This is a genomic window from Shewanella sp. MBTL60-007, assembly GCF_019654915.1.
Lineage (GTDB): Bacteria > Pseudomonadota > Gammaproteobacteria > Enterobacterales > Shewanellaceae > Shewanella.
Map to the genome: position 1 here is coordinate 1 of NZ_BPET01000034.1, position 23,463 is coordinate 23,463.

Annotated in this window: 20 protein-coding genes; 8 read left to right on the forward strand and 12 right to left on the reverse strand. The window is 46.6% G+C overall.

The window, feature by feature from the left end; all coding sequences use genetic code 11:
- Positions 1-171 precede the first annotated feature (171 nt).
- The 5 genes from K5Q92_RS13775 to K5Q92_RS13795 all read left to right on the forward strand — a co-directional run bounded on the left by K5Q92_RS13775 (position 172) and on the right by K5Q92_RS13795 (position 7,220).
- Positions 172-1,110: a DmsE family decaheme c-type cytochrome gene (locus K5Q92_RS13775; protein ID WP_220769574.1), complete on the forward strand. Its 939-nt coding sequence runs from the start codon at positions 172-174 to the stop codon at positions 1,108-1,110.
- 18 nt (positions 1,111-1,128) lie between these two features.
- Positions 1,129-3,165, forward strand: coding sequence for an MtrB/PioB family decaheme-associated outer membrane protein (locus K5Q92_RS13780; protein ID WP_220769575.1), 2,037 nt, complete (start codon positions 1,129-1,131; stop codon positions 3,163-3,165).
- A gap of 39 nt (positions 3,166-3,204) precedes the next feature.
- Positions 3,205-5,727: a DMSO/selenate family reductase complex A subunit gene (locus K5Q92_RS13785; RefSeq protein ID WP_220769576.1), complete on the forward strand. Its 2,523-nt coding sequence runs from the start codon at positions 3,205-3,207 to the stop codon at positions 5,725-5,727.
- Positions 5,728-5,741: 14 nt separating this feature from the next.
- Positions 5,742-6,407, forward strand: a complete 666-nt coding sequence (locus K5Q92_RS13790) for a DMSO/selenate family reductase complex B subunit (protein ID WP_028768110.1) — start codon at positions 5,742-5,744, stop codon at positions 6,405-6,407.
- A gap of 102 nt (positions 6,408-6,509) precedes the next feature.
- A complete protein-coding gene (locus K5Q92_RS13795) occupies positions 6,510-7,220 on the forward strand; it encodes a molecular chaperone (protein WP_220769577.1) in 711 nt (236 codons plus the stop codon).
- 85 nt (positions 7,221-7,305) lie between these two features.
- Here the strand turns inward: K5Q92_RS13795 and K5Q92_RS13800 are convergent, their stop codons facing one another.
- Positions 7,306-7,797: a hypothetical protein gene (locus K5Q92_RS13800; protein WP_220769578.1), complete on the reverse strand. Its 492-nt coding sequence runs from the start codon at positions 7,795-7,797 to the stop codon at positions 7,306-7,308.
- Positions 7,798-7,971: 174 nt separating this feature from the next.
- On the opposite strand from K5Q92_RS13800, the gene K5Q92_RS13805 reads away from it, so the two are divergent.
- A complete protein-coding gene (locus K5Q92_RS13805; RefSeq protein WP_220769579.1) occupies positions 7,972-8,319 on the forward strand; it encodes a RidA family protein in 348 nt (115 codons plus the stop codon).
- 96 nt (positions 8,320-8,415) lie between these two features.
- On the opposite strand, the gene K5Q92_RS13810 is transcribed toward K5Q92_RS13805, so the two are convergent.
- Positions 8,416-8,853, reverse strand: a complete 438-nt coding sequence (locus tag K5Q92_RS13810) for a hypothetical protein (protein WP_220769580.1) — start codon at positions 8,851-8,853, stop codon at positions 8,416-8,418.
- A 336-nt stretch (positions 8,854-9,189) separates the two neighbouring features.
- On the opposite strand from K5Q92_RS13810, the gene nrfA reads away from it, so the two are divergent.
- Positions 9,190-10,575, forward strand: coding sequence for an ammonia-forming cytochrome c nitrite reductase (gene nrfA / locus K5Q92_RS13815; RefSeq protein ID WP_220769581.1), 1,386 nt, complete (start codon positions 9,190-9,192; stop codon positions 10,573-10,575).
- A 240-nt stretch (positions 10,576-10,815) separates the two neighbouring features.
- On the opposite strand, the gene K5Q92_RS13820 is transcribed toward nrfA, so the two are convergent.
- From K5Q92_RS13820 to K5Q92_RS13865, 10 genes are all read right to left on the reverse strand, one after another.
- A complete protein-coding gene (locus tag K5Q92_RS13820) occupies positions 10,816-11,835 on the reverse strand; it encodes an aminoglycoside phosphotransferase family protein (RefSeq protein ID WP_220769582.1) in 1,020 nt (339 codons plus the stop codon).
- A gap of 131 nt (positions 11,836-11,966) precedes the next feature.
- A complete protein-coding gene (locus K5Q92_RS13825; protein ID WP_220769583.1) occupies positions 11,967-12,623 on the reverse strand; it encodes a 3-oxoacid CoA-transferase subunit B in 657 nt (218 codons plus the stop codon).
- Between the two features lie 12 nt (positions 12,624-12,635).
- The gene (locus K5Q92_RS13830) at positions 12,636-13,352 is read right to left on the reverse strand and encodes a CoA transferase subunit A (protein WP_220769584.1); all 717 of its coding nucleotides are present in this window, start codon (positions 13,350-13,352) and stop codon (positions 12,636-12,638) included.
- A 225-nt stretch (positions 13,353-13,577) separates the two neighbouring features.
- Entirely contained in the window at positions 13,578-14,474 is an 897-nt protein-coding gene (locus K5Q92_RS13835; protein ID WP_220769585.1) for a hydroxymethylglutaryl-CoA lyase, read from the reverse strand.
- A complete protein-coding gene (locus K5Q92_RS13840; RefSeq protein ID WP_259649576.1) occupies positions 14,475-14,639 on the reverse strand; it encodes a 3-methylcrotonyl-CoA carboxylase in 165 nt (54 codons plus the stop codon).
- 2 nt (positions 14,640-14,641) lie between these two features.
- Complete coding sequence (locus tag K5Q92_RS13845) at positions 14,642-16,753, reverse strand: acetyl/propionyl/methylcrotonyl-CoA carboxylase subunit alpha (protein WP_220769587.1); 2,112 nt, start codon at positions 16,751-16,753, stop codon at positions 14,642-14,644.
- A 1-nt stretch (position 16,754) separates the two neighbouring features.
- Positions 16,755-17,633: an enoyl-CoA hydratase-related protein gene (locus K5Q92_RS13850; protein ID WP_220769588.1), complete on the reverse strand. Its 879-nt coding sequence runs from the start codon at positions 17,631-17,633 to the stop codon at positions 16,755-16,757.
- A gap of 57 nt (positions 17,634-17,690) precedes the next feature.
- On the reverse strand, positions 17,691-19,298 hold the full coding sequence (locus K5Q92_RS13855) for a carboxyl transferase domain-containing protein (RefSeq protein ID WP_220769589.1): 1,608 nt from the start codon (positions 19,296-19,298) through the stop codon (positions 17,691-17,693).
- A gap of 84 nt (positions 19,299-19,382) precedes the next feature.
- Positions 19,383-20,552, reverse strand: coding sequence for an isovaleryl-CoA dehydrogenase (locus K5Q92_RS13860; protein ID WP_220769590.1), 1,170 nt, complete (start codon positions 20,550-20,552; stop codon positions 19,383-19,385).
- 174 nt (positions 20,553-20,726) lie between these two features.
- A complete protein-coding gene (locus K5Q92_RS13865) occupies positions 20,727-21,125 on the reverse strand; it encodes a MerR family DNA-binding transcriptional regulator (RefSeq protein WP_202721612.1) in 399 nt (132 codons plus the stop codon).
- A gap of 362 nt (positions 21,126-21,487) precedes the next feature.
- On the opposite strand from K5Q92_RS13865, the gene K5Q92_RS13870 reads away from it, so the two are divergent.
- Positions 21,488-23,392, forward strand: a complete 1,905-nt coding sequence (locus K5Q92_RS13870) for a propionyl-CoA synthetase (protein WP_220769591.1) — start codon at positions 21,488-21,490, stop codon at positions 23,390-23,392.
- Positions 23,393-23,463: the final 71 nt, after the last annotated feature.

Genomic DNA, 23,463 nt, shown 5'->3' on the forward strand with positions numbered 1-23,463 from the left:
ATAGTGTGAGGTGATAGACGGTTTTCACGAAAGTTTGCTGCAAGCCTCAAGTTATTGCCAGATATGCATAATCTTGAATTTAGATATCCTACTTAAATAAAATACCACCTTCGATATACAACCGGCCTGTAGTTAATGTCCACAATAAAAACCGTAAAGTCAGTGAATTTTATGGCCAAATTAATGGCTAGCAGTTTACTCACTATGCTCATCAGTGTTTTGCCTGCGCAAGCAACTCCATGGGATAAGCTTGACTCAACGCAACTCGAACAAAAATTAACAGAGAAATTCAGCGAAGGTAAGTACTCTCCAAAAGGAGCGGACTCTTGCCTTATGTGTCACAAAAAGAATGACAAAGTCATGGCGATCTTTGACGGTGTTCATGGTGATATGAGCAACAGTAAATCACCTATGGCAGGCATTCAATGTGAAGCATGTCATGGCCCGCTAGGTAAGCATAATCGTGGTGGTAAAGAGCCAATGATTAGCTTTAGTCCAGACAGCAAGCTTTCTGCTGCTAGCCAGAACAGTGTGTGTCAAGGGTGTCACAACGACCCTAAGCAAATGGCATGGCATAACAGCACTCATAACCTTGAAGAAGTGGCTTGTAGTGACTGCCACGATATTCACGCAGCTAAAGATCCAGCACTTGACCGTTTAACGGTTAACGACACTTGTACCTCTTGTCACACCCGCGCTAAAGCAGACATGAACAAGCGTTCATCACACCCAATGAAGTGGGATCAGATGACGTGTATCGATTGTCATAATCCTCATGGTTCGATGACTGAAAGCGCACTTATTAAGCCTAGCCTGAATGAAACTTGTGCAGAGTGTCATGCTGACAAACGTGGTCCATTCCTATGGGAGCATGCGCCAGTGATGGAAGACTGCTCAAGCTGTCATACACCGCACGGCAGTGTGAATGACAACTTACTTAAGTCTCGCACTCCTCAGTTGTGTCAGCAATGTCACGCCGACGATGGCCACGCAAGCCGTATGACGAGCCAAGCGGGTCTAGATGCGTTCAGTGCTGGTAAGAGTTGTTTAAATTGTCACAGCAAGATCCATGGTTCTAACCATCCTGCTGGCAGCAACTTTGCCCGTTAAGTCTAGGAGTGACTCTATATGCGTTTAATTAAACCTTTTTCATTAAACCTGATCACCCTAGCGTTATTGGGTGCAGGTACTAGCGTGTATGCGGCAGACTTTGGTGTGCAAAACGCCAATATCGCTGCAGGTAAAACCGCAAATTATCAATGCAAGCGTTGTGTTGAGCCGCAAGGTTACACTGGTAGTGTTGGTGCGAGTGTCGGCGCGATTGACGCCGATGACAATCATGCCATCAACCAGTTTGGCACAGGTGATGACGGTGCAGTTGCGGGTGTTAATGCCGATCTTGCTTACCAGCAAAGTGGTTACAAAGCCAAAGTACAAGCGCACCAACTTGGTATGCAAAACGGCTTTGTTACTATGGAAGCGGGTAAAAGTGGCCATTATAAACTTGATGTGGATTTTCAAACGATTACCACTAATCAAGGCAGTAATGCAGCTACAAACCTATGGCAAAACAATGGCATGCTAACGCCAAGTGAGCACACTCGTGTGCTTGATCTTGAGTTACAAAGACAGCGTAGCGGCATTGGTTTTGAATATGACTTCTCTGAAGTAATGGGCCTAGGTTTAAGCAGTTATGCCCGTTATGACCGCGAAGATAAAACCGGTCACCGCAGTGCGAGTCTAACTAGCCCACGTCCAACGAATTTTGCTGAAGCCGTTGACGAAACCACAGACAAGTTCAGTGCGGGTGTGGTACTTGATGGTGCGAACTGGTTGTCAGAGCTTAGCTACAACGGCTCACGCTACGACAACAATATGGGTGACTTAAGCCTGCCTTATGCTTACGACGTATACAGCGCAACACCAGATAACCAAGCGCACCAAGTGTCGCTATCTGGTCAGTACCGTTTAGCGTCAAGTGTATTTAGTGGTCGCGTGGTTACCGGTCGCATGATCCAAGATCAAGACCTCATTCAGATGAGTGGCAACCCAATTCAAAACTGGGATGGTCAGGTCGATACCTTAAGCTCAAATCTAGCTGCAAGCACGCGAGTAAGCAGTCGCTTACGCCTAGGCGCAAGCTATGACTACAGCAAGCGTGACAACCGCTCGTCAGTATTTGATTTTGCTCAATACGAGTTCAACTCAGTGTCTGGTGCGTTTAAGCAAAATGTGCCAATGGATATTGAGCGTCAAACCTTTAAAACTAACGCGAGCTACCGTATTGCCAGTGGCTACCGCTTACAAGCGGGTTACGACTACAAACAAGTTGAGCGTAGCTATGGTGAGCGTGAAGAAACCCGTGATAACGAGTTTTGGAGCAAGCTAAACATTCGCGCCATTGACAAGCTAACCCTAGATTTTGGTGTGAGCTATGGCGAGCGTGGCGGTAGTGAATACCAAGCCAACGAGCTGACTAGCGATGAAACTGAGTCGTTACTGCGCAAGTACAACCTTGCTGATCGTAAGCGCACTGAAGTGAATGCTCGTGCTAATTATGCACCTCTTGAGTGGTTAACCTTCGATGTTAGCACTTACTACGCAAACGATGACTATGACGCCACTGTAATCGGTCTGACTCAGGCTAAAGATTACGGTTACGACATGAACGTTCATGCGCAAATCTCTGAGCCGTTATCTGTGTATGCATTCGCAGGTCAGCAGTGGATTGATTCAGACCAAAGTGGTGACCAAGCATCTATTTGGCATACAGAGATTAATGATGAGTTCATTAACTTAGGCCTAGGCGCGACCTATAGCGGCTTAATGGATGGCAGATTAATTCTAGGTACAGATTACCTATTTGCTAATTCATCAAGTAACACAGGCGTCAACGGTTATAACACTGGCAGCTCAAATATTTACGATTACGGCAGCTATTACTCGTACAACCACAGCGTGAGTTTGTACGGTCAATATCTGATCTCTGAGCAGATGGCAGTTAAGTTGGCTTACCAATTTGAACGTTATTTTGATACCGACAGTGCTGCGGTCAACGCTGATAGCATTTCAGGTCCAGTTCCCGGTTTAGTGACCTTGGGTGACCTGAACCACAATTACAACGCCCATCAACTGATGTTGACCTTCAGCTACAAGCTGAAGTAAGTCGACTCAGATATTAATAAGTTTGAGGAAAACAAAATTATGGAACGCAGAAGTTTCTTAAAAATGAGTGCCGCGCTGGGCTGCGCCGCAACAGTTACCGGCTGTAATTCAAGCTCTGATGATGCCAATGTTATTCCACCACAGCCGCCTGTTACAGACGAAGTGGTGAATTGGTCATCTTGCCTAGTAAACTGTGGTTCTAACTGTCCAATTAAAGTCTTTACTAAAGACGGTATCGTGACCCGTGTTGAAACTGACCACCAAGTAACGGATGAGTACGGATTGCATGAAGTACGCGCCTGTGCTCGTGGCCGTTCACTACGTCAAAGAAACTACGCTGTAGACCGTCTTAAAACACCAATGAAGCGTGTTGGTGAGCGCGGTAAAGCTGAGTTTGTACCAATTAGCTGGGACGAAGCGACTAGCATTATTGCTGAAAAGCTGTCAGCTGTTTATGCACAAGAAAACGGCGCTAAGTCGGTATTCCGTAGCTACGGCTCTGGTGCCTATTACGGTTTTGCATCAAATGCGTGTTTTAACCGCCTATTTAACCTAAATGGTGGCTGCCTAAATGCTTACGGTAACTACTCTTGGGCACAGCAGATGGAAGCGGCGAAGCACACTTTCGGTACCGGTAGTACTGCAGGTTCATCAACGATTACTATCGAAGACAGTGACTTCTTCCTAGGTGTTGCTTACAACCCAAGCGAAATCCGTCAGTCAGGTTCTGGTGAAGGTTACGATTACTTACAAGCGCTACAAAGAAACAACGGCCTTGAAGTGGTAATGATTGACCCTCGTTACACTGACTCTATGTTAGGCAAAGAATCAAGCTGGTTACCAATTCGTCCAGGTACCGATGCAGCGTTTGCTGAAGCGGTTGCTTATGAGATGATCAACCATGCTAACTTCGATAGCCAATCACTACCGTTTGTTCTAGAGCACTCTGTAGGTTTCACTAAAGAGTCAATCGAAGAGCAAATTGCAATTTTTGCAGCTAGCGGTGATGCGACTAAGCAAGAATACGCTAAGGTGATGAACTCAGATGAGAACTACCAAGACTACATTCTAGGTCAAGGTATTTACACTGACGCTAAAACGCCTGAGTGGGCTGAAAAGATCTGTGGTATCTCTGCAGAGAAAATCCGTTACATCGCTGGCAAGTTAATGACTGCTAAAGCGCCATACATAGTTGTTGGTGCAGGTGTTAACCGTCAAGCAAACGGTGAGCAAAGCATGCGTGCACTTTACATGCTTTCAGTGCTAACCGGTAAGCTTGGTACTCGTGGTGCATCAAACGGCGAACTGCCATACATGAGCAGCATGTCTCGTGCTGGCATCCCAACAGGCAGCAACCCAGTTAAAGAAAGTATCTCATTCTTTACTTGGTCTGAAGCGATTCTAAATGGCGAAACCATGACTGCACGTAGTCACGGCGTTCGTGGTACTGACGGTTTAGATACGCCGCTTGGCGCTAACATCAAGTTCATTCTATCTGCATCTGATAGCTCGCTATTGAACCAGCACGCTGAAATTAACAAGACCGCAGATATTTTCCGTAAAGCAGAAGATCTATTCATCGTATCTTGTGACTGCTGGATGACTCCAGGTGCTAAATTTGCTGACATCATCCTACCGGATACCAGCTGGTTAGAATCAAACGACTTAGTTAACGATTCATACGCTTCAGGCTCTCTAGGCTACCTAACTGCAATGTCTTCATCTGTTGAGACAATGTGGGATTGTAAGTCTATGTACGAAGCCGCAGCGATGATCGCCGACAAGATGGGCGTAGGTGCTGGCTTTAGAGATGGCAAGAATGAAGATGAGTGGTTAGAAGAGCTTTACCAAAGCACTAAAGCTAACAGCAACAACATCGGTGTTTCTCCTGCGTTTCCTGCAACTTACAAAGAAGCACAAGAGATCGGCTTCTTCCGTAAGAACATGAACGACAACCACGTTTCACTGCAAAGCTTCGTTAAAGACGGTAAACCACTGTCTACACCAAGTGGCAAGATTGAGATCTACTCTGCTGAACTGGCATGGCGCGCAGCTAACTGGGATCAAGAGAACAGTGTTCAAAACCCAACAGGCGTTAAAGGCGACACCATCACAGCGATCCCACAGTACACAGTGACTTGGGATGGTTATGAAGATGAAGATGCTAAAGAAGATTACCCAATTCAATTAGCGGGTTACCACACTAAGGGTCGTACTCACTCAAGCTACCACAACGTGCCATGGCTACGTGAAGCGGTAGAAGACGCTGTTTGGGTTAACCCAATGGATGGCGCTAAGCACGGCTTAAGTTCTGGTGACAAGATTGAAATGTACAACGAACGCGGCTCTGTTGAAGTGACTGTACGTATCACACCACGTGTAGCGCCAGGTGTATTCGCACTAGGTCAAGGTGCTTGGTACAACCCAGGTAACAAGCGTGGCAGCACAGGTCACATTATTGATGAAGGCGGCGCAATTAACTCGTTAACGCGCTACCAGCCAAGCCCTGTCGCTAAAGGTAACCCACAGCACACTATTCGTGTTGCCATTAAAAAGATTTAAGAGAGTAGTTAATTATGACTGAAGCAACTCAATACGGTTTTTACGTAGACAGCACTAAGTGTACTGGCTGTAAAGCATGCCATGTATCTTGTAAAGACCGTCAAGGTAACGAGATCCGTAATAACACCAATCCTGAGCAAAATGGTGTTCCTGCACTTAATGGCGTAACTTGGCGCCGCGTGTACGAATACGGTGGCGGACAATGGACTGAAGGCCAAAATGGCTGTTTCGAGCAAAGTGTATTTGCTTACTACATGTCTATTGGTTGTAACCATTGTTCTGAGCCTGTGTGTGTTAAAGCTTGTCCAACAGGTGCAATGCATAAACGCCGCGAAGATGGTCTAGTACACGTAGCACAAGACCTATGTATCGGCTGTGAGAGCTGTGCTCGTGCATGTCCATACGATGCGCCACAAATTGACCGTGAGCGTAAAGTAATGACCAAGTGTGATGGTTGTTTTGAGCGTATCGCTGAAGGCCGTAAGCCTGTGTGTGTTGAGTCTTGCCCATTACGTGCACTAGACTTTGACACTATGGATAACCTACGCGCTAAGTACGGTAACGGCGATGGTCATATCGCTCCATTACCACCAGAGTCTATTACTTCACCGAACCTTATCATTAAGGCTAATGTGAATGGTGGACAAGGCGGCGATATCCTAAACCCAACTGAAGTATAACTTCAGTTATAAGTTCAAGTATTACCAAGCTATCAATGCATTAGTATTTAAGGATCACAAGCGCAGCGGGCTGTATAGCCCGCTTAACTTGTAAGGTAAATTATGTCTTCAAAATCTGAGTCGTTAAGTCATTCATCTATCGCAGCAGTGGACTTTGTCGAGTATCAAGGGGTAGCGCGAATATTGCATCATTGCCTTATTCGTTATCCTGAGGCCGATTTTATCAACGGCTTAAAAGAGTGTGATGTTGCTGGCAGCTGGCCTGAGTTTGGTGGTCGCGAGCAAAATAGCACTGGTCGCCAATTGCTGGGAGATTTTTTAAAGCAATGGTCGAGTGAAGAGAGTGCGGAAGATGCAGAGAAGGCACTAATTACCTTGAAGCTAGATTACGGTCAGCTTTTCTTTGGACCGGGTGAACCGACAGCTGTGCCGCAAGGCTCAGTTTATCTGTGTGAAGAACAGTTGATCAACGATAGAACCACAGTCGAACTGATGGATTTTTATCGGGCGCATGGCGTTGAGTTGCAACTCGATTATAAGCAACCCATTGACCATATAGGTCTGTTTTTTGCTGTACTTGATCAAACATTTGGTCGCTTGCAGAGCGAATCAGATAACCAAGCTTTGATCCGCTTTACTCAAGTGCTATTGCAGCAGCATCTATTGCCTTGGGCAATGCGCTGCTGCCAATTAGCGAATGAACATGCCAAGACCGATTTTTATCGTGGCTTTGCCTTGTTAACCACTGACTTCTTATTGCAACTGCAGCAAGATTTCCAAGTGTTACCAGTGGATAAACGCTTATTCCGCTAATACGTTAGTGCTAATGTGAAATCTAAAGTAAAAAAAGCCCGCTATTTGCGGGCTTTTAATTTTTCAGCTCAACCTTGAGTTACATTTAAAAGTGACTGCCCATATTGCGACTGGAATTGCGCTTTTCACTGCGAACCTTCTCTAGCTGAGTATTGATCGTCTGTAATAGTTGGCAAAGGCGCTGGGCATCGCTGCTGAGTGTCTGCTCAGAGGTGTTGATTGCGGTATTAATGAGTGACTGACTCCATTGATAGGCAATGGTTAGTACCAAATGTTCCGCCTGTCCTAGCTCACCTTGCTCGATCTCTTTGACAAACAGCAGACGGCTGGCGGCGAACAAGCAGTGCAGGGCAAGCTCATGCTCGAGCGGCGTCTGCTCGCTACTCTCCATTGGCGGTAGCCAAACCGGTTCGCCCTCAGCAAATACAAGTGCAGCAATGGTATTGGTGACTGTCGTTAGTGAAGTAGCACCACCAAATAACTGCTGTACTTTGTCTGACTTTTTTAAAGTTAATGCTAAGCGGTTGGCTAGAATGGATTTGCTCCATTGTTGGCCTAAAGAGCGTCTAAGAGTCATGTCGGTAACTTAAAAATTAAAAGTAAAACACACAAGAATTGAATTTTAGCATCAAAGCATATTGGGCTATGTGCGCGGCATGGCAAATTGGCGTTCTCTTTGCGATATAGCTAGGTAAATAATCTATTTCTGTTAAAATCTGCGTCTTATTTCGATGAGTTTTTAAGGTTTAAAATGGATATTCAACGCGTTAACCCATGTGCAAATTGGTCCGATGCAACAGTGTTTAACAACATCGCGCATTTTGTTGAGATTGCTGCCGATGTAGAGGGTGATATGCAAAGCCAGACTGCACAAATTTTTGAGCAGGCAGAAGCGACCTTAGCCAGTGTGGGCAGCGATAAGTCACGCCTACTATCGGTGACCATTTATGTTACTGACTTTGCAAACGTGGCGGCCTTTAATCAGGCATGGCAGGCCTGGTTGCCAGAAGGTTGTGCTCCAAGCCGCGCTTGTTTGAAAGTAGAGCTTGCCGACCCTGCTTATTTGGTTGAAATTGCCTTTGTTGCGGCGGTGAAGTAAGACCTGCTGACGGGATAGAGATTAAGCCCGCCTTAGGAAGTAAAACCTAAGTTAGTCTAGATTGAGCTAGCAAGAGCGCTGGCTTAATCTAAATGCTTAATCTAGTTGCTTAAGTAGTTGACGCACTTGGGCGCGAGTATCATCAATTTCACTCACAACCGCTTGTGCGCTGGCCTCATCATTGGGGAGCAACTCCCAATTTGATTGCCAGCTTAGTTTCAGCTCCTCTGCTGCCACACTGAGTTCCGGCTCGGTTATCATGCTTAAGTCGGCAATTAAATTAACCTTTACCCAGCCTTTACGTGGATTGCCTAGGATCAGGTCGTTATCGTAATGGGCTGCGTACACAATAGACTCTAGTTCAGATAGCTGCAGTAGCAGTTCAAAACTTGCCGAACGCATATTGCTGTTATATTCGGTGATCTCCATGCGCCAGACGTTATAACTAAATCCCACCAAAGCAAACAACATACTAAACACCGCAGTTAACTGAAACACGGAAATTGTTTGTTTGCCAGAGATATCAATTTTCAACCTTGCCCCCTTGCAGAGTTATTTGAATTCACTCAGCCCTTGCTAAACCGACGATTACTTATTTCTATTACTAATACTAGTAGAGTACGCCAGTTAAATTTCAAGGGCGGTAAGCATAAATTCGGGAAGCTTGGACAGATGAGCAGATATGGCTAATGCAAGCCGTGAATATCAGTGGCATAGCCCCCCATTATTAGCCGCTGAAAATATTGCATTTACTTGCAAAATCCCCTTTGAAAATAAAAAGAAAATTAAATTGCGCTAGCTTTTGACAACGAGCTTTTAACGACTACATTTCATATATCTAAATACACTCAGATAATGGATGGATAACCTATGAAATCATGCACTATCCCTTTGATAGCTGGCGTCTGTATTAGCATTTTTAGTAGCGCAGCCGTGGCAAAAACGAATCCCGCAGACAATGCACAATATGAAAAACGTTTCTCTAAGCAATATCAAAGCTGGCAGAAAACAGCTGACAGTAAAGAGGTGGATGATGCATTAGCCAGTGACCCTAATTTGGTTATTCTCTGGGCAGGTTACGGGTTCTCTAAAGATTACAACGCCCCAAGAGGGCACCAGTATGCGATTACCGATGTGAGAACCACACTTCGAACAGGTGCACCAATGAAAGAAGACGAAGGCCCTATGCCTATGGCCTGCTGGAGCTGTAAAAGTCCCGATGTACCAAGGGTGATTGAGGAGCAGGGGGAAGGGGAGTACTTTAAAGGTAAGTGGGCCAAAGGTGGCCCAGAAATTGTCAATGTGATTGGTTGTGCCGATTGTCATAAACCTGGAACACCCAAACTAAGGGTTGCGCGTCCATTTGCCGAGCGCGCCTTTGAAGCGATAGGTACGCCGTTTGATAAGGCAGATAAGAGTGAGAAGCAAAATATGGTCTGTGGTCAGTGCCATGTGGAATACTACTTTGAAAAAACTGCTGAACATCCAAACTGGGTGAAGTTTCCTTGGGATAACGGTACCACAGTTGAGAATATGGAAGCTTACTATGACAAGCTGAAGTTTAAAGATTGGACTCACCAACTATCAAAAGCGCCGATGTTAAAGGCGCAGCATCCTGGTTATGAAACCACTGCGCTAGGTATGCATGGTGATATGGGGGTATCGTGTACCGATTGTCATATGCCGCGAGTTACCAATGCTGAAGGGAAGGAATACACCGACCATAATGTGGGCAGCCCGTTTGATAAGTTTGAGTTTACCTGTGCAAATTGTCATGAGCAGACCCAAGAGCAATTGCAGTCTTTAGTTCAAGCGAATAAAGATAAGGTCAATGCGCTAAAACTTAAGGCTGAGGCTGAACTTGTTAAAGCGCACTTTGAAGCGGCAGCAGCGTGGGAAGCTGGGGCATCTGAGAAGCAAATGACGGCAGCGTTAACCGATATTCGTCATGCACAGTGGCGTTGGGATTTTGCCATTGCCTCCCATGGTATTGCTGCTCATGCACCTGAAGAGGGACTGCGTATTTTAGAGACCTCATTAACTAAATCTGCTGAAGCGCGGAATAAGCTTGCAAAAGTATTAGCCACTCAAGGTGTTAAAACTGCGGTCACCATTCCCGATATTTCAACTAAGGCCAAAGCCCAAGCTGTCTTAGGTATGGATATGGATAAAATGAATGCAGACAAAGCCATTTTTATTGAGAAAGTCGTGCCTAAATGGGAAGCAGAATATAAGGCTGCCAATGGTGGCGAGTAGGCTTTAATCGCTGTGACTCAATAAAATCCGGGAAGTGAGTTTCCCGGATTTTTTTATTTCTTCCCCAATGGATGAATCCAACGCAGTAAAAGGATTGTGGAGTGCTTCTCACTCGCTGTGGGCCTAAATAAACTGTCATTGACTCAGTAGGCGAGTCAATTCAAATTAGGGGGGAATTATCGATATGAACTTGTAAACTTCGCAAGTTGATGTTGCTGCAACACCTCATTCAAATCACTTTTACAAGGGAAACAGATACTTTTCAGCTTGCTTCCATCCCTTAGCCGTATTGGCATGAGGAACGGTATTGAGTATGTAGTTGAGTTCACCCGTATGGCGTAGTAATGATAACGCCATACACTGCTCTACCAAGCTTTGTGTATCGTTATAATCAATGCCATAGCCATCTAAAAAATGAGTGAATACCTCTTTATCACCTAGCGCCAATAACAGACCCGGTGAAGTGAACTCAAATACGGGATCGGGGCAAATAATAGCGTCACCAAAGTCGATGATTCCGGTCAAACGGACTCCATCTTTCGTGCGTTTTACTAGCAGATTTGCAGGATGCAGGTCGGTATGAATTAAATGGTCTGGGCCCTGTTTGCATTGGATATTAATGTTATTTAAGTAAGGCTCTAAGTCAGATAAGAATGGCTCCACTAAACCTTGCTGTTGTCGTTTTTGGTAAATATTATCTCGCTGCGTTTGCAAAAAGAGTGGCCAGTCTAAGGTGAGCTCTGTAGCTTCCTCAGTAATCGCTCCCGAGGCTGTGGAAACGGGGAGCTGGTGTAGCGCCTGACAGAAACCGCCTAATTGAAACGCAATGTCCTGTATTTCTTGTCGCGCTAGCGTTGGCAGAAGAGAAGCGAGGTTATCGCCCTCAACAAAGCTCATAAAAATATAGTCCCAATTTCTATAGCGGCCATGACAGATGAGCTTTGGTACTTCGAGCTCTAGCTCTACTTGGGCTAACAGTTTAAGGCCAGCAAGTTCCGCTCTGGCTTGTTGAGACCAGTTGGGCGGTACCAACTTCAGGACGAACTTTTGCTGCCCTTCAAAAATAAACACCGGATTAGCCCCCTCGGCAACGCGTGTGCAGCCGGAATAGCTAAGCTGATGGTTGGTCGCTAAGATCTCGGTCAGAGGTTGCCAGAAGTCAAAGTCGAGATAATCAATGATGTCGCAGGCCAAGTCGTATTCAGGTGTTTCAGGTAAGAAAAGGGCTGAAGGATATTGCGTTAAAAATGGCGGATTCATTGTCTTGATAATGTGTAACCCTAGGGCTCAATAAAACGCAGCCTCTAGTAAGCTGCGTTTTAGTTTTAAATTAGAGCGTCAAACTAACGCTCAACTAAGAGAAGATAAGCTTGATGCTGCTTTAATACTCGCTAAAAGCTCATCTCTGGTACATGCTCAGGGACCACAAGCTTACCAGCTGTTTTAGAGACAATCTCTTCAACCGATACTCCGGGGGCACGTTCTAATAAATGAAACGCGCCGTCTTTGATTTCCATAAAGGCTAAATCGGTTAATACCCGTTTGATGCAACCAAACCCGGTTAGTGGCAGTTCACACTTAGGAAGTAGCTTAGAGTTACCTTTTTTATCGGCGTGCATCATAGTCACAATAATATTGTCGGCGCCGGCGACTAGATCCATGGCGCCGCCCATGCCTTTAATCAGTTTGCCTGGGATCATCCATGATGCAATAGAGCCTTGCTCATCGACTTCAAATGCGCCAAGAACCGTTAAGTCTACATGGCCGCCGCGGATCATGGCAAAGCTCTCTGCAGATGAGAAAAACGAAGCACCATCGACGGCAGTAACTGTCTGCTTACCAGCATTGATTAAATCGGCATCAATGGTTTCCTCGGTAGGGAACTCGCCCATACCTAATAAACCATTTTCTGATTGCAGCATTACCTGCATGCCTTCAGGGATATAGTTGGCCACTAAGGTAGGAATACCAATACCTAGGTTGACGTAAAAGCCATCTTGAAGCTCTTTGGCAACACGTTGTGCCAGTTGTTCTCTTGATAACGCCATAGTGCTGCCTCCTTATGCTTTTGATTCAGAGCTTGGTTTAACTGTACGTTGTTCGATACGTTTTTCAAATTTGCCTTGAATAACGCGGTTTACGTATATGCCTGGAGTGTGAATATGGTCAGGGTCAAGCTCTCCCGGCTCAACGATATGCTCAGCCTCTACTACAGTGATTTTACCTGCGGTTGCCATCATAGGGTTAAAATTAGCGGCGGTTTTACGGAACACTAAGTTACCCATGGTGTCGGCTTTCCATGCGCGAACTAAGGCAAAGTCTGCTTTTAATGCTGGCTCTAACACATAGTGGCGGCCATCAATTTCACGAGTCTCTTTGCCTTCAGCTACTGGTGTGCCATAGCCTGTTGCGGTGAAAAATGCCGGAATGCCAGCACCACCTGCGCGAATTTTCTCGGCCAGAGTGCCTTGTGGGGTCAAGATAACGTTAAGCTCACCGGATAACATCTGCTGCTCGAAGGTGGCATTTTCTCCCACATAAGAAGCAATCATGGTATCAATTTGACGGCTCTTTAATAGCAAGCCTAAACCAAAGTCATCGACACCGGCATTGTTTGAGATTGCGGTAAGTCCGGTGACACCGGTTTTAACCATTTGCGCGATTAACCCTTCAGGTATACCGCACAGTCCAAAACCGCCAACCATGACTGTCATATCGTTAGTTAGGCCTGCAAGCGCCTCGTCATAACTTGCGACAACTTTATTGAGTCCTGCCATTATCGTTATCTCCTTATTCCTATATTAGGAGTGAGTTAAGCCTGCTCTAATCAGTTAGAAACTAAACACAGATCTAAGGGGGATCGCATCTGCGTTTACAGGCTTATGTTTTGTCCATTGCTAAATCATGCTAGAACCTAGAACCTAGAACCTAGAACCTAGAACCTAGAACCTAGAACCTAGAACCTCTAATACCCAAGCCTAGAACTAGAACCTTCTTGCTCTCTACTCGCTTAGTGCTCTAGCAACCTTCGAACCCGATTGGCGTCCGAGCGCTTGGCTAATTTTATTGCCAGCTAGGGCGAGTTTATTTAAGTCTATGCCTGTTTCTATACCCAGCCCATGCAGCATGTAGACTAAGTCTTCAGTGGCTAAATTTCCCGATGCGCCTTTAGCGTAGGGGCAGCCGCCAAGACCCGCGACTGAGGAGTCGATCACGCTGACTCCGGTTTCTAAGCAGGCTAAAATATTGGCTAGTGCTTGTCCGTAAGTGTCATGAAAATGCAGTGCTAGCTTTTCAACGGGAACGACTTTCGCCACTGATTCAACCATTCTACGGGCATTAAGCGGTGTGCCAACGCCTATGGTGTCGCCAAGGGAAATCTCATAACAGCCCATTTTGTAAAGTAATTCAGACACCCGAGCCACTTCGCTTAACTTTATCTCACCTTCATAAGGACAGCCTAAGGTACAGGAGACATAACCTCGCACAGGCACATTTCTGGCCTTAGCAAGCTCCATTACTGGGATAAAGCGCTCGATGGATTCTTCTATCGAGCAGTTAATATTCTTTTGGCTAAAGCTTTCAGAAGCCGAGCCAAAGATAGCCACTTCATCGCTATCAGCGTCAAGTGCGAGTTCCAAGCCTTTTAAATTGGGGGTTAGCGCGCTGTAGGTGACACCGTCATGGCGAGCGATTCCTGCTAGTACGTCAGCTGAGTCGGCCATTTGCGGCACCCATTTAGGCGATACAAAGCTGGCAGCCTCGATACGCGTTACACCAGCTGCGGCCAAATCTTCAATGAGTACGATCTTATCTTGAGTGGTAACCGGCTGTTCATTTTGCAAGCCATCACGGGCGCCCACTTCAAAGATGCTAACCTTTTTTGGATAAGCAGCCATTTATGCACTTTCCTCAGCTTCAGCAGGTTCAACTTCAGCAGCTTCAACTTCAGCTATGACCTCGGCAAGTAACATACCGTCACTAACTAACTCTCCAGGCTCGAAGAAAAACGCACTGACTACGCCATCAAAGGGCGATTCTATTGCGTTTATTACATGAGTCATCTTCATCCTGCTTCTTCCTTTTCTGCTGTCATTTCTGCTTCGGCTTCAACTTCAGCCAGAAGCATACCGTCACTCACGAGTTCACCAGGCTCGAAGAAAAACGCACTGACTACGCCATCAAAGGGCGATTCTATTGTGTACTCCATCTTCATGGCTTCCATCACCATAATGCCTTGGCCAGCTTTGACATTATCACCGACAGCGACAAGTTGCGTCACAATAGTGCCGTTCATAGGCGCCTTGAGTTTATCTTCAAGGTTATCTTGCTCTTCAATCACTTCAGATTCGAGCGCACGGTAGTGATAGCTGGTGGAATCAATAAATAGGGTAAAGTCATCACCCACTTGGCTAACAGGTAGACTGATTTTATGACCGTTAGATTTACGGGTATCGGGTTGCTGGATTTGCTCTGTTTGTTCTGAGTTAAGCGTTTGCACACTGATCTCAGCATGCAGCGTCTCAGCTACTAATTCACCTGAGAGGGTGATTAGGCAATCATCAAGCTGTAACTGATATTGCGACTGACCAGCGACTTGAGTCTCGATTAAATCAAGGTGATTAATTTGATGGTTGTCATCTAACAGCGCCACTTGATGTTGGCTGGCACTATTGAGCCTAAAGCCGCTGTTATTGCTCCATGGAGAGTAGGGATCATGGCTAGCGTTAGCGGCAATTTTTGCCAGTTTTTTACGGACACAAAGTTGATAAAGCGCCGCTAAGCTAAGGGCGACTTTTTGTTGCTCAGGGCTTACTGCTGACTGCGCTAATAACCCGTCGCCATAGCGCTCGATAAAGTCAGTGCTAAAGCTTGCGTCACTAAAAGCTGTGTGCTTGGCAATATTGGCTAAAAATTCGATATTGTGTTTAAGGCCACTGATTTGATAATCATCCAATGCGTGCACTAAACGCTGCAGTGCGCGAGGGCGTGATTCATCCCAAGTGATAAGCTTTGAAATCATGGGGTCGTAAAAGTTACTGATCACATCATTTTCACGCACGCCAGAGTCGATACGCACAAATTGGCTTTGTGCCGGTTCACGTAAAAAATCGAGCTTACCGCTTGCTGGTAAAAAGTCATTTTGCGGATCTTCAGCGTAAATACGTGCTTCAAAAGCATGACCAGTAATTTTCACTTCATCTTGTTTAAGCGGTAATTTGCTACCACTGGCAACCATTAGCTGCCATTTGACGAGATCTTGGCCTGTTACCAGCTCTGTCACCGGATGCTCTACCTGCAAACGGGTATTCATCTCCATGAAATAGAAGCTATCATCAGTATCTAATAAAAACTCAACCGTACCTGCGCCTTCATAATTGATGGCTTTGGCAGCGGCAACCGCAGCTTCTCCCATTTTTACTCTTAGGGCGTCACTTAGACCCGGAGCAGGCGCTTCTTCTACCACTTTTTGATGGCGACGCTGAATTGAACAGTCGCGATCAGACAAGTAAATACAGCTGCCATGGCTATCGGCAAATACTTGTACTTCAACGTGGCGCGGTTGGCGTAGATAACGCTCCATCAAAAGCTTGTCGTTACCAAAAGAGCTAATCGCTTCACGTCTTGCAGAGTGAATAGCATCGAGCACTTCACTACTATTTTCAACAATGCGCATACCTTTACCACCGCCACCAAAGGCAGCTTTAATGAGTAAAGGGTAGCCCATCTTGTTTGCCTCAGAAACGAGCAAATCATCGTCTTGCGCATCACCGTGATAGCCGGGAACTAAAGGCACGTTCGCCGCGCCCATGATGGCTTTTGCAGCGCTCTTACTGCCCATCGAGTCAATCGCTGCCGCGCTTGGACCAACAAAGGCAATATTAGCCTGCTCGCACTTGAGGGCAAACTCAGCGTTTTCCGATAGGAAGCCATAGCCGGGGTGGATAGCTTGAGCGCCGGATTGTTTGGCGATCTCGATAATCAAATCGCCTTTAAGATAGGAGTCAGCAGGGGCGCTGCCACCTAAGTAAAAGGCTTCATCGGCCATGGCAACATGGCGAGCATTGATATCGGCATCAGAATACAGTGCAACAGTGCGAACGCCCATGGCTTTGGCGGTGTCGATAATCCTACAAGCAATTTCGCCTCGGTTAGCAATTAGCAATTTAGTGAACATGTTATTGAGCTCCTTGTCCGCTGGCGTCATTATTATTTTTTGTTGCCGCGTTGACGTTTGTGGTTGTTGGCCATTGTGGGCTGCGCTTTTCAAAAAAGGCATTGAGTCCTTCTTGGCCTTCATCTGATACGCGAATACGTGCAATGCGCTCACTGGTATGGTCTAAAGTACCTTGGTCTATTACGCCGCTCTCAAGGGTCGATAGTAGTGTCTTCACCCAAGCCATTCCCTGTGGACTGTTATTGAGCAGCGCGGCAATGATGGGTTGTGCTGCTATCTCTAGCTCATCATCGATCTCGTGAATGATCTGAAGCTCAAGGGCTTTTTGCGCGTTAAAACGTTCGGCGGTTAACATGTAACGACGAGCAGCACGTTGCCCCATGGCGCGGGTGACATACGGGCTAATCACGGCTGGAATAAGCCCAAGTTTGACTTCACTTAAGCAAAAGCTAGCCCGCTGATTGGCGATAGCAATATCGCTGCAGCAAATTAGCCCAAGTGCACCACCAAAGGCTGCACCTTGAACTAAGGCAATAGTGGGTTTTGGAAATTTATCCAGCAATGACATTAGCTTGGCAAGCTCGTTGGCATCGCTAAGGTTCTGCTCAAAATCCATCTTGGCTTGCTTGCGCATCCAATTGAGGTCAGCACCGGCACTAAAGTTTTTACCGTTGGCTTTTAGCACTAAGACCTGACATTGAGGGTGATGACTGAAGTGTTCTAGCACCTTAATCATTTCACTAATCATCACCTCATCGAAGGCGTTATGCTTGTCGGCTCGGTTGAGCACCATCTGAGCTACGCCACCATCGAGCTCACAACTTACATACTGTAATTCTTGACTGAGTAGTGTGGTATCTATTGTGACTGAGTTATTCATTGTTATCTGTCCATTGTGTTTTCTAAGTCGATGTTTTCTATGTATCCCAGGAGTGGGTTACATACGGAATACACCAAACTTAGTGTCTTCAATCGGCGCGTTTAGCGCAGCAGATAAGGCTAAACCAACAACGTCACGGGTTTGAGCTGGGTCAATAATGCCGTCATCCCATAATCTGGCGCTCGCGTGGTAGGGATGACCCTCTTGTTCATACTTATCGACAATTGGCTGACGGAAGTCTTGCTCTTCTTGGGCAGACCACTCAACCCCTTTACGGGCGAGGCCATCGCGTTTGACCGTAGCCAATACACCAGCGGCTTGCTCTCCGCCCATCACCGAGATGCGTGCATTGGGCCACATCCACATCATAGTCGGCTCGAATGCGCGGCCGCACATACCGTAGTTACCTGCGCCATAGCTGCCGCCAATAATCACGGTGAACTTAGGGACATTGGCACAGGACACGGCAGTCACCATCTTAGCGCCGTGCTTAGCGATGCCTTCATGCTCGTACTTTTTACCTACCATAAAGCCAGTAATATTTTGTAGGAATAAAAGTGGGATCTTGCGTTGGCAGCATAGCTCAATGAAGTGAGCGCCTTTTTGCGCCGACTCTGAAAATAAGATGCCGTTATTGGCCACAATACCCACTGGGTAGCCGTGAATACGGGCAAAGCCACAGACTAAGGTGTTGCCGTAATTTGCTTTAAACTCATCAAAATCTGAATCATCCACTAGACGAGCGATGACCTCTTTTACGTCAAACGGCTTTTTAAGATCGGTACCGACAATGCCGTATAACTCGTTGATATCAAATTTAGGCGGTTTTACTGGGCTTAGTTGGGCGCGAATTTCTTTTTGATGGTTAAGGCGAGTCACCGCTTTGCGAGCAAGTTCTAATGCGTGCTCATCGTTTTGTGCCATGTGGTCTGCAACACCCGATATTTTGGTGTGTACTTCAGCGCCGCCAAGCTCTTCTGCTGTCACTTCTTCACCAGTTGCGGCTTTTACTAACGGTGGGCCAGCTAAAAAGATGGTGCCTTGCTCTTTAACGATAATCGATTCATCGGCCATCGCGGGCACATAGGCTCCTCCGGCGGTGCAAAGTCCCATTACTACGGCAATTTGTGGAATGCCTTTAGCTGACATTTGCGCTTGGTTATAGAAGATACGACCGAAATGGTCTCTATCAGGAAACACTTCATCTTGACGAGGCAGGTTTGCTCCGCCAGAGTCCACCAGATAGATACAAGGGAGGTGACAACGACTGGCAATATCTTGGGCACGTAGATGTTTTTTCACCGTCACAGGGTAATAAGTACCGCCTTTTACAGTTGCATCGTTTGCAATAATCATGCATTCAACGCCACTAACTCGGCCAATTCCGGCAATTACACCCGCTGCAGGTACTACATCTTCATAAAGCTCATAGGCGGCAAACTGCGAGATCTCTAAAAACGGAGAACCTGGATCCAGCAGTTTTTCTACTCGCTGTCGCGGCAGCAGTTTGCCTCGTGAAAGATGGCGGTTGCGAGCGACTTCACCGCCACCTTGCTCAATTTGATGGAGTTTTAGTTTTAAGTCTTGAACCACGGTAGCCATGTCATCAAACTTGGCTTTGAATTCATCGCTACGGGCATTAATACGGCTGCTTAGTTGCGTCACAATTTCAATCCTTTTGAAGCTGTTTGAGTGAGGCGGCGTTAAGCAAGCCGCCTTGATGCTTGTCTGTTTACAGAGCAGGTTAGGCTATTTTGATTCGTTAAATAGCTCACGGCCAATTAACATACGGCGAATTTCTGACGTACCCGCACCAATCTCATAGAGCTTGGCGTCTCGCAGCAACCGACCAGTGGCGTATTCGTTGACATACCCGTTACCGCCAAGCAGTTGGATGGCATCGAGAGCCATCTTGGTGGCTAATTCTGCTGAATAGAGGATCGCGCCGGCCGCATCTTTACGTGTGGTTTCACCGCGATCGCAAGATTTAGCCACGTTGTAGATATAAGACTTGGCGGCATTCATGCCAGTGTACATATCGGCAAGTTTGCCCTGTACTAGCTGGAACTGACCGATAGACTTACCAAATTGCTCACGCTCATGAATATAAGGTACGACGATATCCATACAGGCGGTCATGATCCCAAGTGGGCCGCCAGAGAGCACAACGCGCTCGTAATCGAGTCCGCTCATCAACACTTTTACACCGTTGTTCAGGCCGCCAAGAATATTCTCTTCTGGTACTTCGCAATCTTCAAATACCAGTTCACAGGTATTGGAGCCGCGCATACCTAGCTTGTCGAGCTTCTGTGCCTGAGAAAAACCTTTAAAGCTACGCTCGACGATAAATGCGGTGATGCCGTGGGCACCCTTATCGAGATCGGTTTTGGCGTAGATGACATAAGTGTGGGCGTCAGGTCCGTTAGTGATCCACATCTTGTTGCCGTTGAGTATGTATCTATCGCCTTCCTTGCGAGCATGGAGCTTCATTGATACCACATCAGAGCCTGCATTGGGCTCACTCATGGCAAGTGCGCCAATGTGTTCGCCTGTGATCAGCTTAGGTAGATACTTGGCTTTTTGTTCGCTATTACCGTTACGGTTAATTTGGTTAACGCACAGGTTAGAATGAGCGCCATAGCTTAGACCAATGGAAGCCGATGCTCGTGAGATCTCCTCCATGGCGACCACATGGGCAAGGTAGCCCATATCTGCGCCACCATACTCCTCTGAAACAGTTACACCCAGCAGTCCCATGTCACCAAGAACTGGCCAAAGCTCATTGGGGAAAGCATTATCGAGATCGGTTTTTGCGGCGATAGGGGCGATTTCGTTGGCGGCGAAGCTTTGCACCGCATCACGTAACATATCGACCTCTTCACCGAGGCCAAAGTTTAGAGAGGTGTAGAGTTGAGTCATCTGCTTGTGTCCTGTCAATTTTGTTTGGATTCAAGTTCACCGATCTTCGCCGTGATACTTGTGATTTATTTCATTATTATGTGTTTACACTGCTTTTATGTGACGAGTTGCTAGCAACGCCAGCCCTTATGTCGGACCTTGTTTTATCGAGCGTTGCTTTCATATGGCAATGCGCTATTGGGCATTGTTGGCTAATGCGTCACGGCATTGCTGCTCCGCCGAGTTAAGCTCCATCAGCACGACCTTGATGTCATCCATCTGTTGCTGCAGCGATACTTTTTTCTCTTCGACTAGCTCGAGCATGGTGTGAAGTTGGCTACTGCTATTCTTATCCGCATCGTAAAGCTCAAATAGGCGCCTTGTTTCGGCCAATGAGAAGCCTAAACGCTTACCTCGCAGAATAAGCTTGAGCCTGACTCTATCCTTAAGACTATAGATCCGTGTTTGACCACGACGCTTAGGCTTGAGTAAGCCTTGGTCTTCATAAAAACGAATACTACGGGTAGTGATATCAAACTCTTTGGATAGATCACTGATTGAGTATGTCGTTTGTGGGAGTTGATTCTCTACCATCAAAAAACACCATATTTGTTTACATTTACTGAACGATATATGAAGTTTACGTAAAGGTAAAGTTTATGGGCGTTGCAAAGATTAGTTTTCATGTCAATGGCACGTGCCACAAGAGATAAGTTAGCGAAAGTTATCAAGGTTACCGCCTGTGGTTTTAGCTTTTAAAAACATGTGGTTGCACCGGTTTTTTCTAGGGTGGATTGAGTGCGTTCATTCCTTTGTATTACCTTATTCTAAGGTCTAATGGGGATTTTTTAAGCGCGGTTGCATAATGCTGTTAAGCATAAAATGGACATAAATCACTCACTATCTAGGGCTGCAAGGCGCTATTTGGCAGAGTTTTAGCAAGTGGAGCCAGCATTGTGATAGATAAAAATAAACAGCTACATGCCAAATCCATCGCCCAGCCCGAAAGCTTTTGGGCCGAGGCTGCCAATGCAGTAGATTGGTTCTCGTCATGGGATACGGTTTTAGATGAGACTGACGCGCCTTTTTACCACTGGTTTAAAGGTGGCAAGATGAACACCTGTTATAACGCGGTCGATAGACATGTTGATGCTGGGCGAGGTGATCAAATCGCCTTGCAATACGTCAGCCCGGTTACAGAGAGTGAATACGGGATCTCTTATAGGGAACTGCAAGCACAGGTGAGCAGGCTTGCTGGTTATATGGACTCTGTCGGGGTCAAGAAGGGCGACAGAGTCGTGATCTATATGCCTATGGTGCCTGAAACCGCATTTGCCATGTTGGCTTGTGCGCGTATCGGTGCAATTCACTCTGTGGTATTTGGTGGGTTTGCGGCAAATGAGCTGGCTACCCGAATTAACGATGCTAAACCTAAGCTGGTCCTTTCCGCCTCTTGCGGTATCGAACCATCTGGGGTTATCGCTTATAAGCCATTGCTCGACGATGCGCTTGAGCAAGCAACTCATAAGGTGGAGCGCTGTTTAATATTAAACAGAAGTCAGCTAGAGGCTCAATTGCAGCCTGAGCGTGATTGTGATTGGCAATCAGCAATGGCTGCTGCGCCTAATATCGATTGCCTTCCTCTCGATGCTACCGACCCGTTGTATGTACTTTATACCTCTGGAACCACAGGTCAGCCTAAAGGGGTGGTACGCGATAACGGCGGTCATGCTGTTGCACTCGCGTGGTCAATGAAACATATCTACGATATCAATGTGGGTGACGCATTTTGGGCGGCCTCCGACGTAGGCTGGGTCGTGGGGCACTCCTATATCGTCTATGGCCCACTGCTGGTGGGGGCAACGAGTATCTTATATGAAGGCAAGCCTGTAGGCACGCCAGACCCTGGCGCATTTTGGCGCACGATTGCTAAGTATAAGGTGAAGAGTTTCTTTACTGCACCAACCGCTATTCGTGCGATTAAGCGTGATGATCCTAACGGGGATTATCTACAAGATGTAGATTTAACTTGCCTAAAGAATGTGTTCTTAGCCGGTGAACGCTGCGATCCCGATACGCTGCATTGGGCGGAAGATAAACTACAAAAGCCAGTGATTGATCATTGGTGGCAGACTGAAACAGGTTGGCCTGTGGCGGCTAACTTGATGGGGTACGCGCCTGTTGCGGTCAAGGCGGGCTCTCCTGCATTAGCGGTGCCCGGTTATCAAATTGATGTGGTTGATGTGATGGGCGATAAAGTCGACGCCAATGAGTCAGGTAATGTGGTAATTAAATTGCCGCTGCCACCAGGCACATTAACCACGCTTTGGCAAAATGAGCAGCGCTTTCAAGATAGCTATCTTTCCATGTATCCAGGCTATTACCTGACGGGGGATGCAGGCTATAAGGATGAAGATGGCTACCTTTATATCATGAGTCGAATCGATGACATTATTAACGTCGCGGGTCACCGACTCTCAACAGGGCGTTTTGAAGAGGTGCTTTGTCAACATGAGGCGGTAGCCGAGGCGGCTGTCATTGGTGTTAAAGATCTGCTCAAGGGGCAAGTGCCCTTAGGGCTGGTGGTATTGAAGAAAGGCGCTAACTTGAGTGATGATGAACTCAACAGCCAGTTGATGAGCTTAGTGCGTCAAGAGATAGGTCCGGTGGCGTCTTTCAGACTCGTGAGCGCGGTACAGAAACTCCCTAAGACCCGAAGTGGCAAAATTTTACGTGGTACCATGCGTAATATTGCCGACAATCAAAGCTATAAGGTACCTGCGACTATCGAGGACCCTGCCACACTTGATATCGTGCGTAACACCTTAACCCGCATGGGGTATGCCGATGCACATGTTTAGGTTAAGAAGGTCCTAGGAAGAGCAGGTTCTAGGCACGAGGAAAGCTAAGACGGTAAAGCTAAGACGGTAAG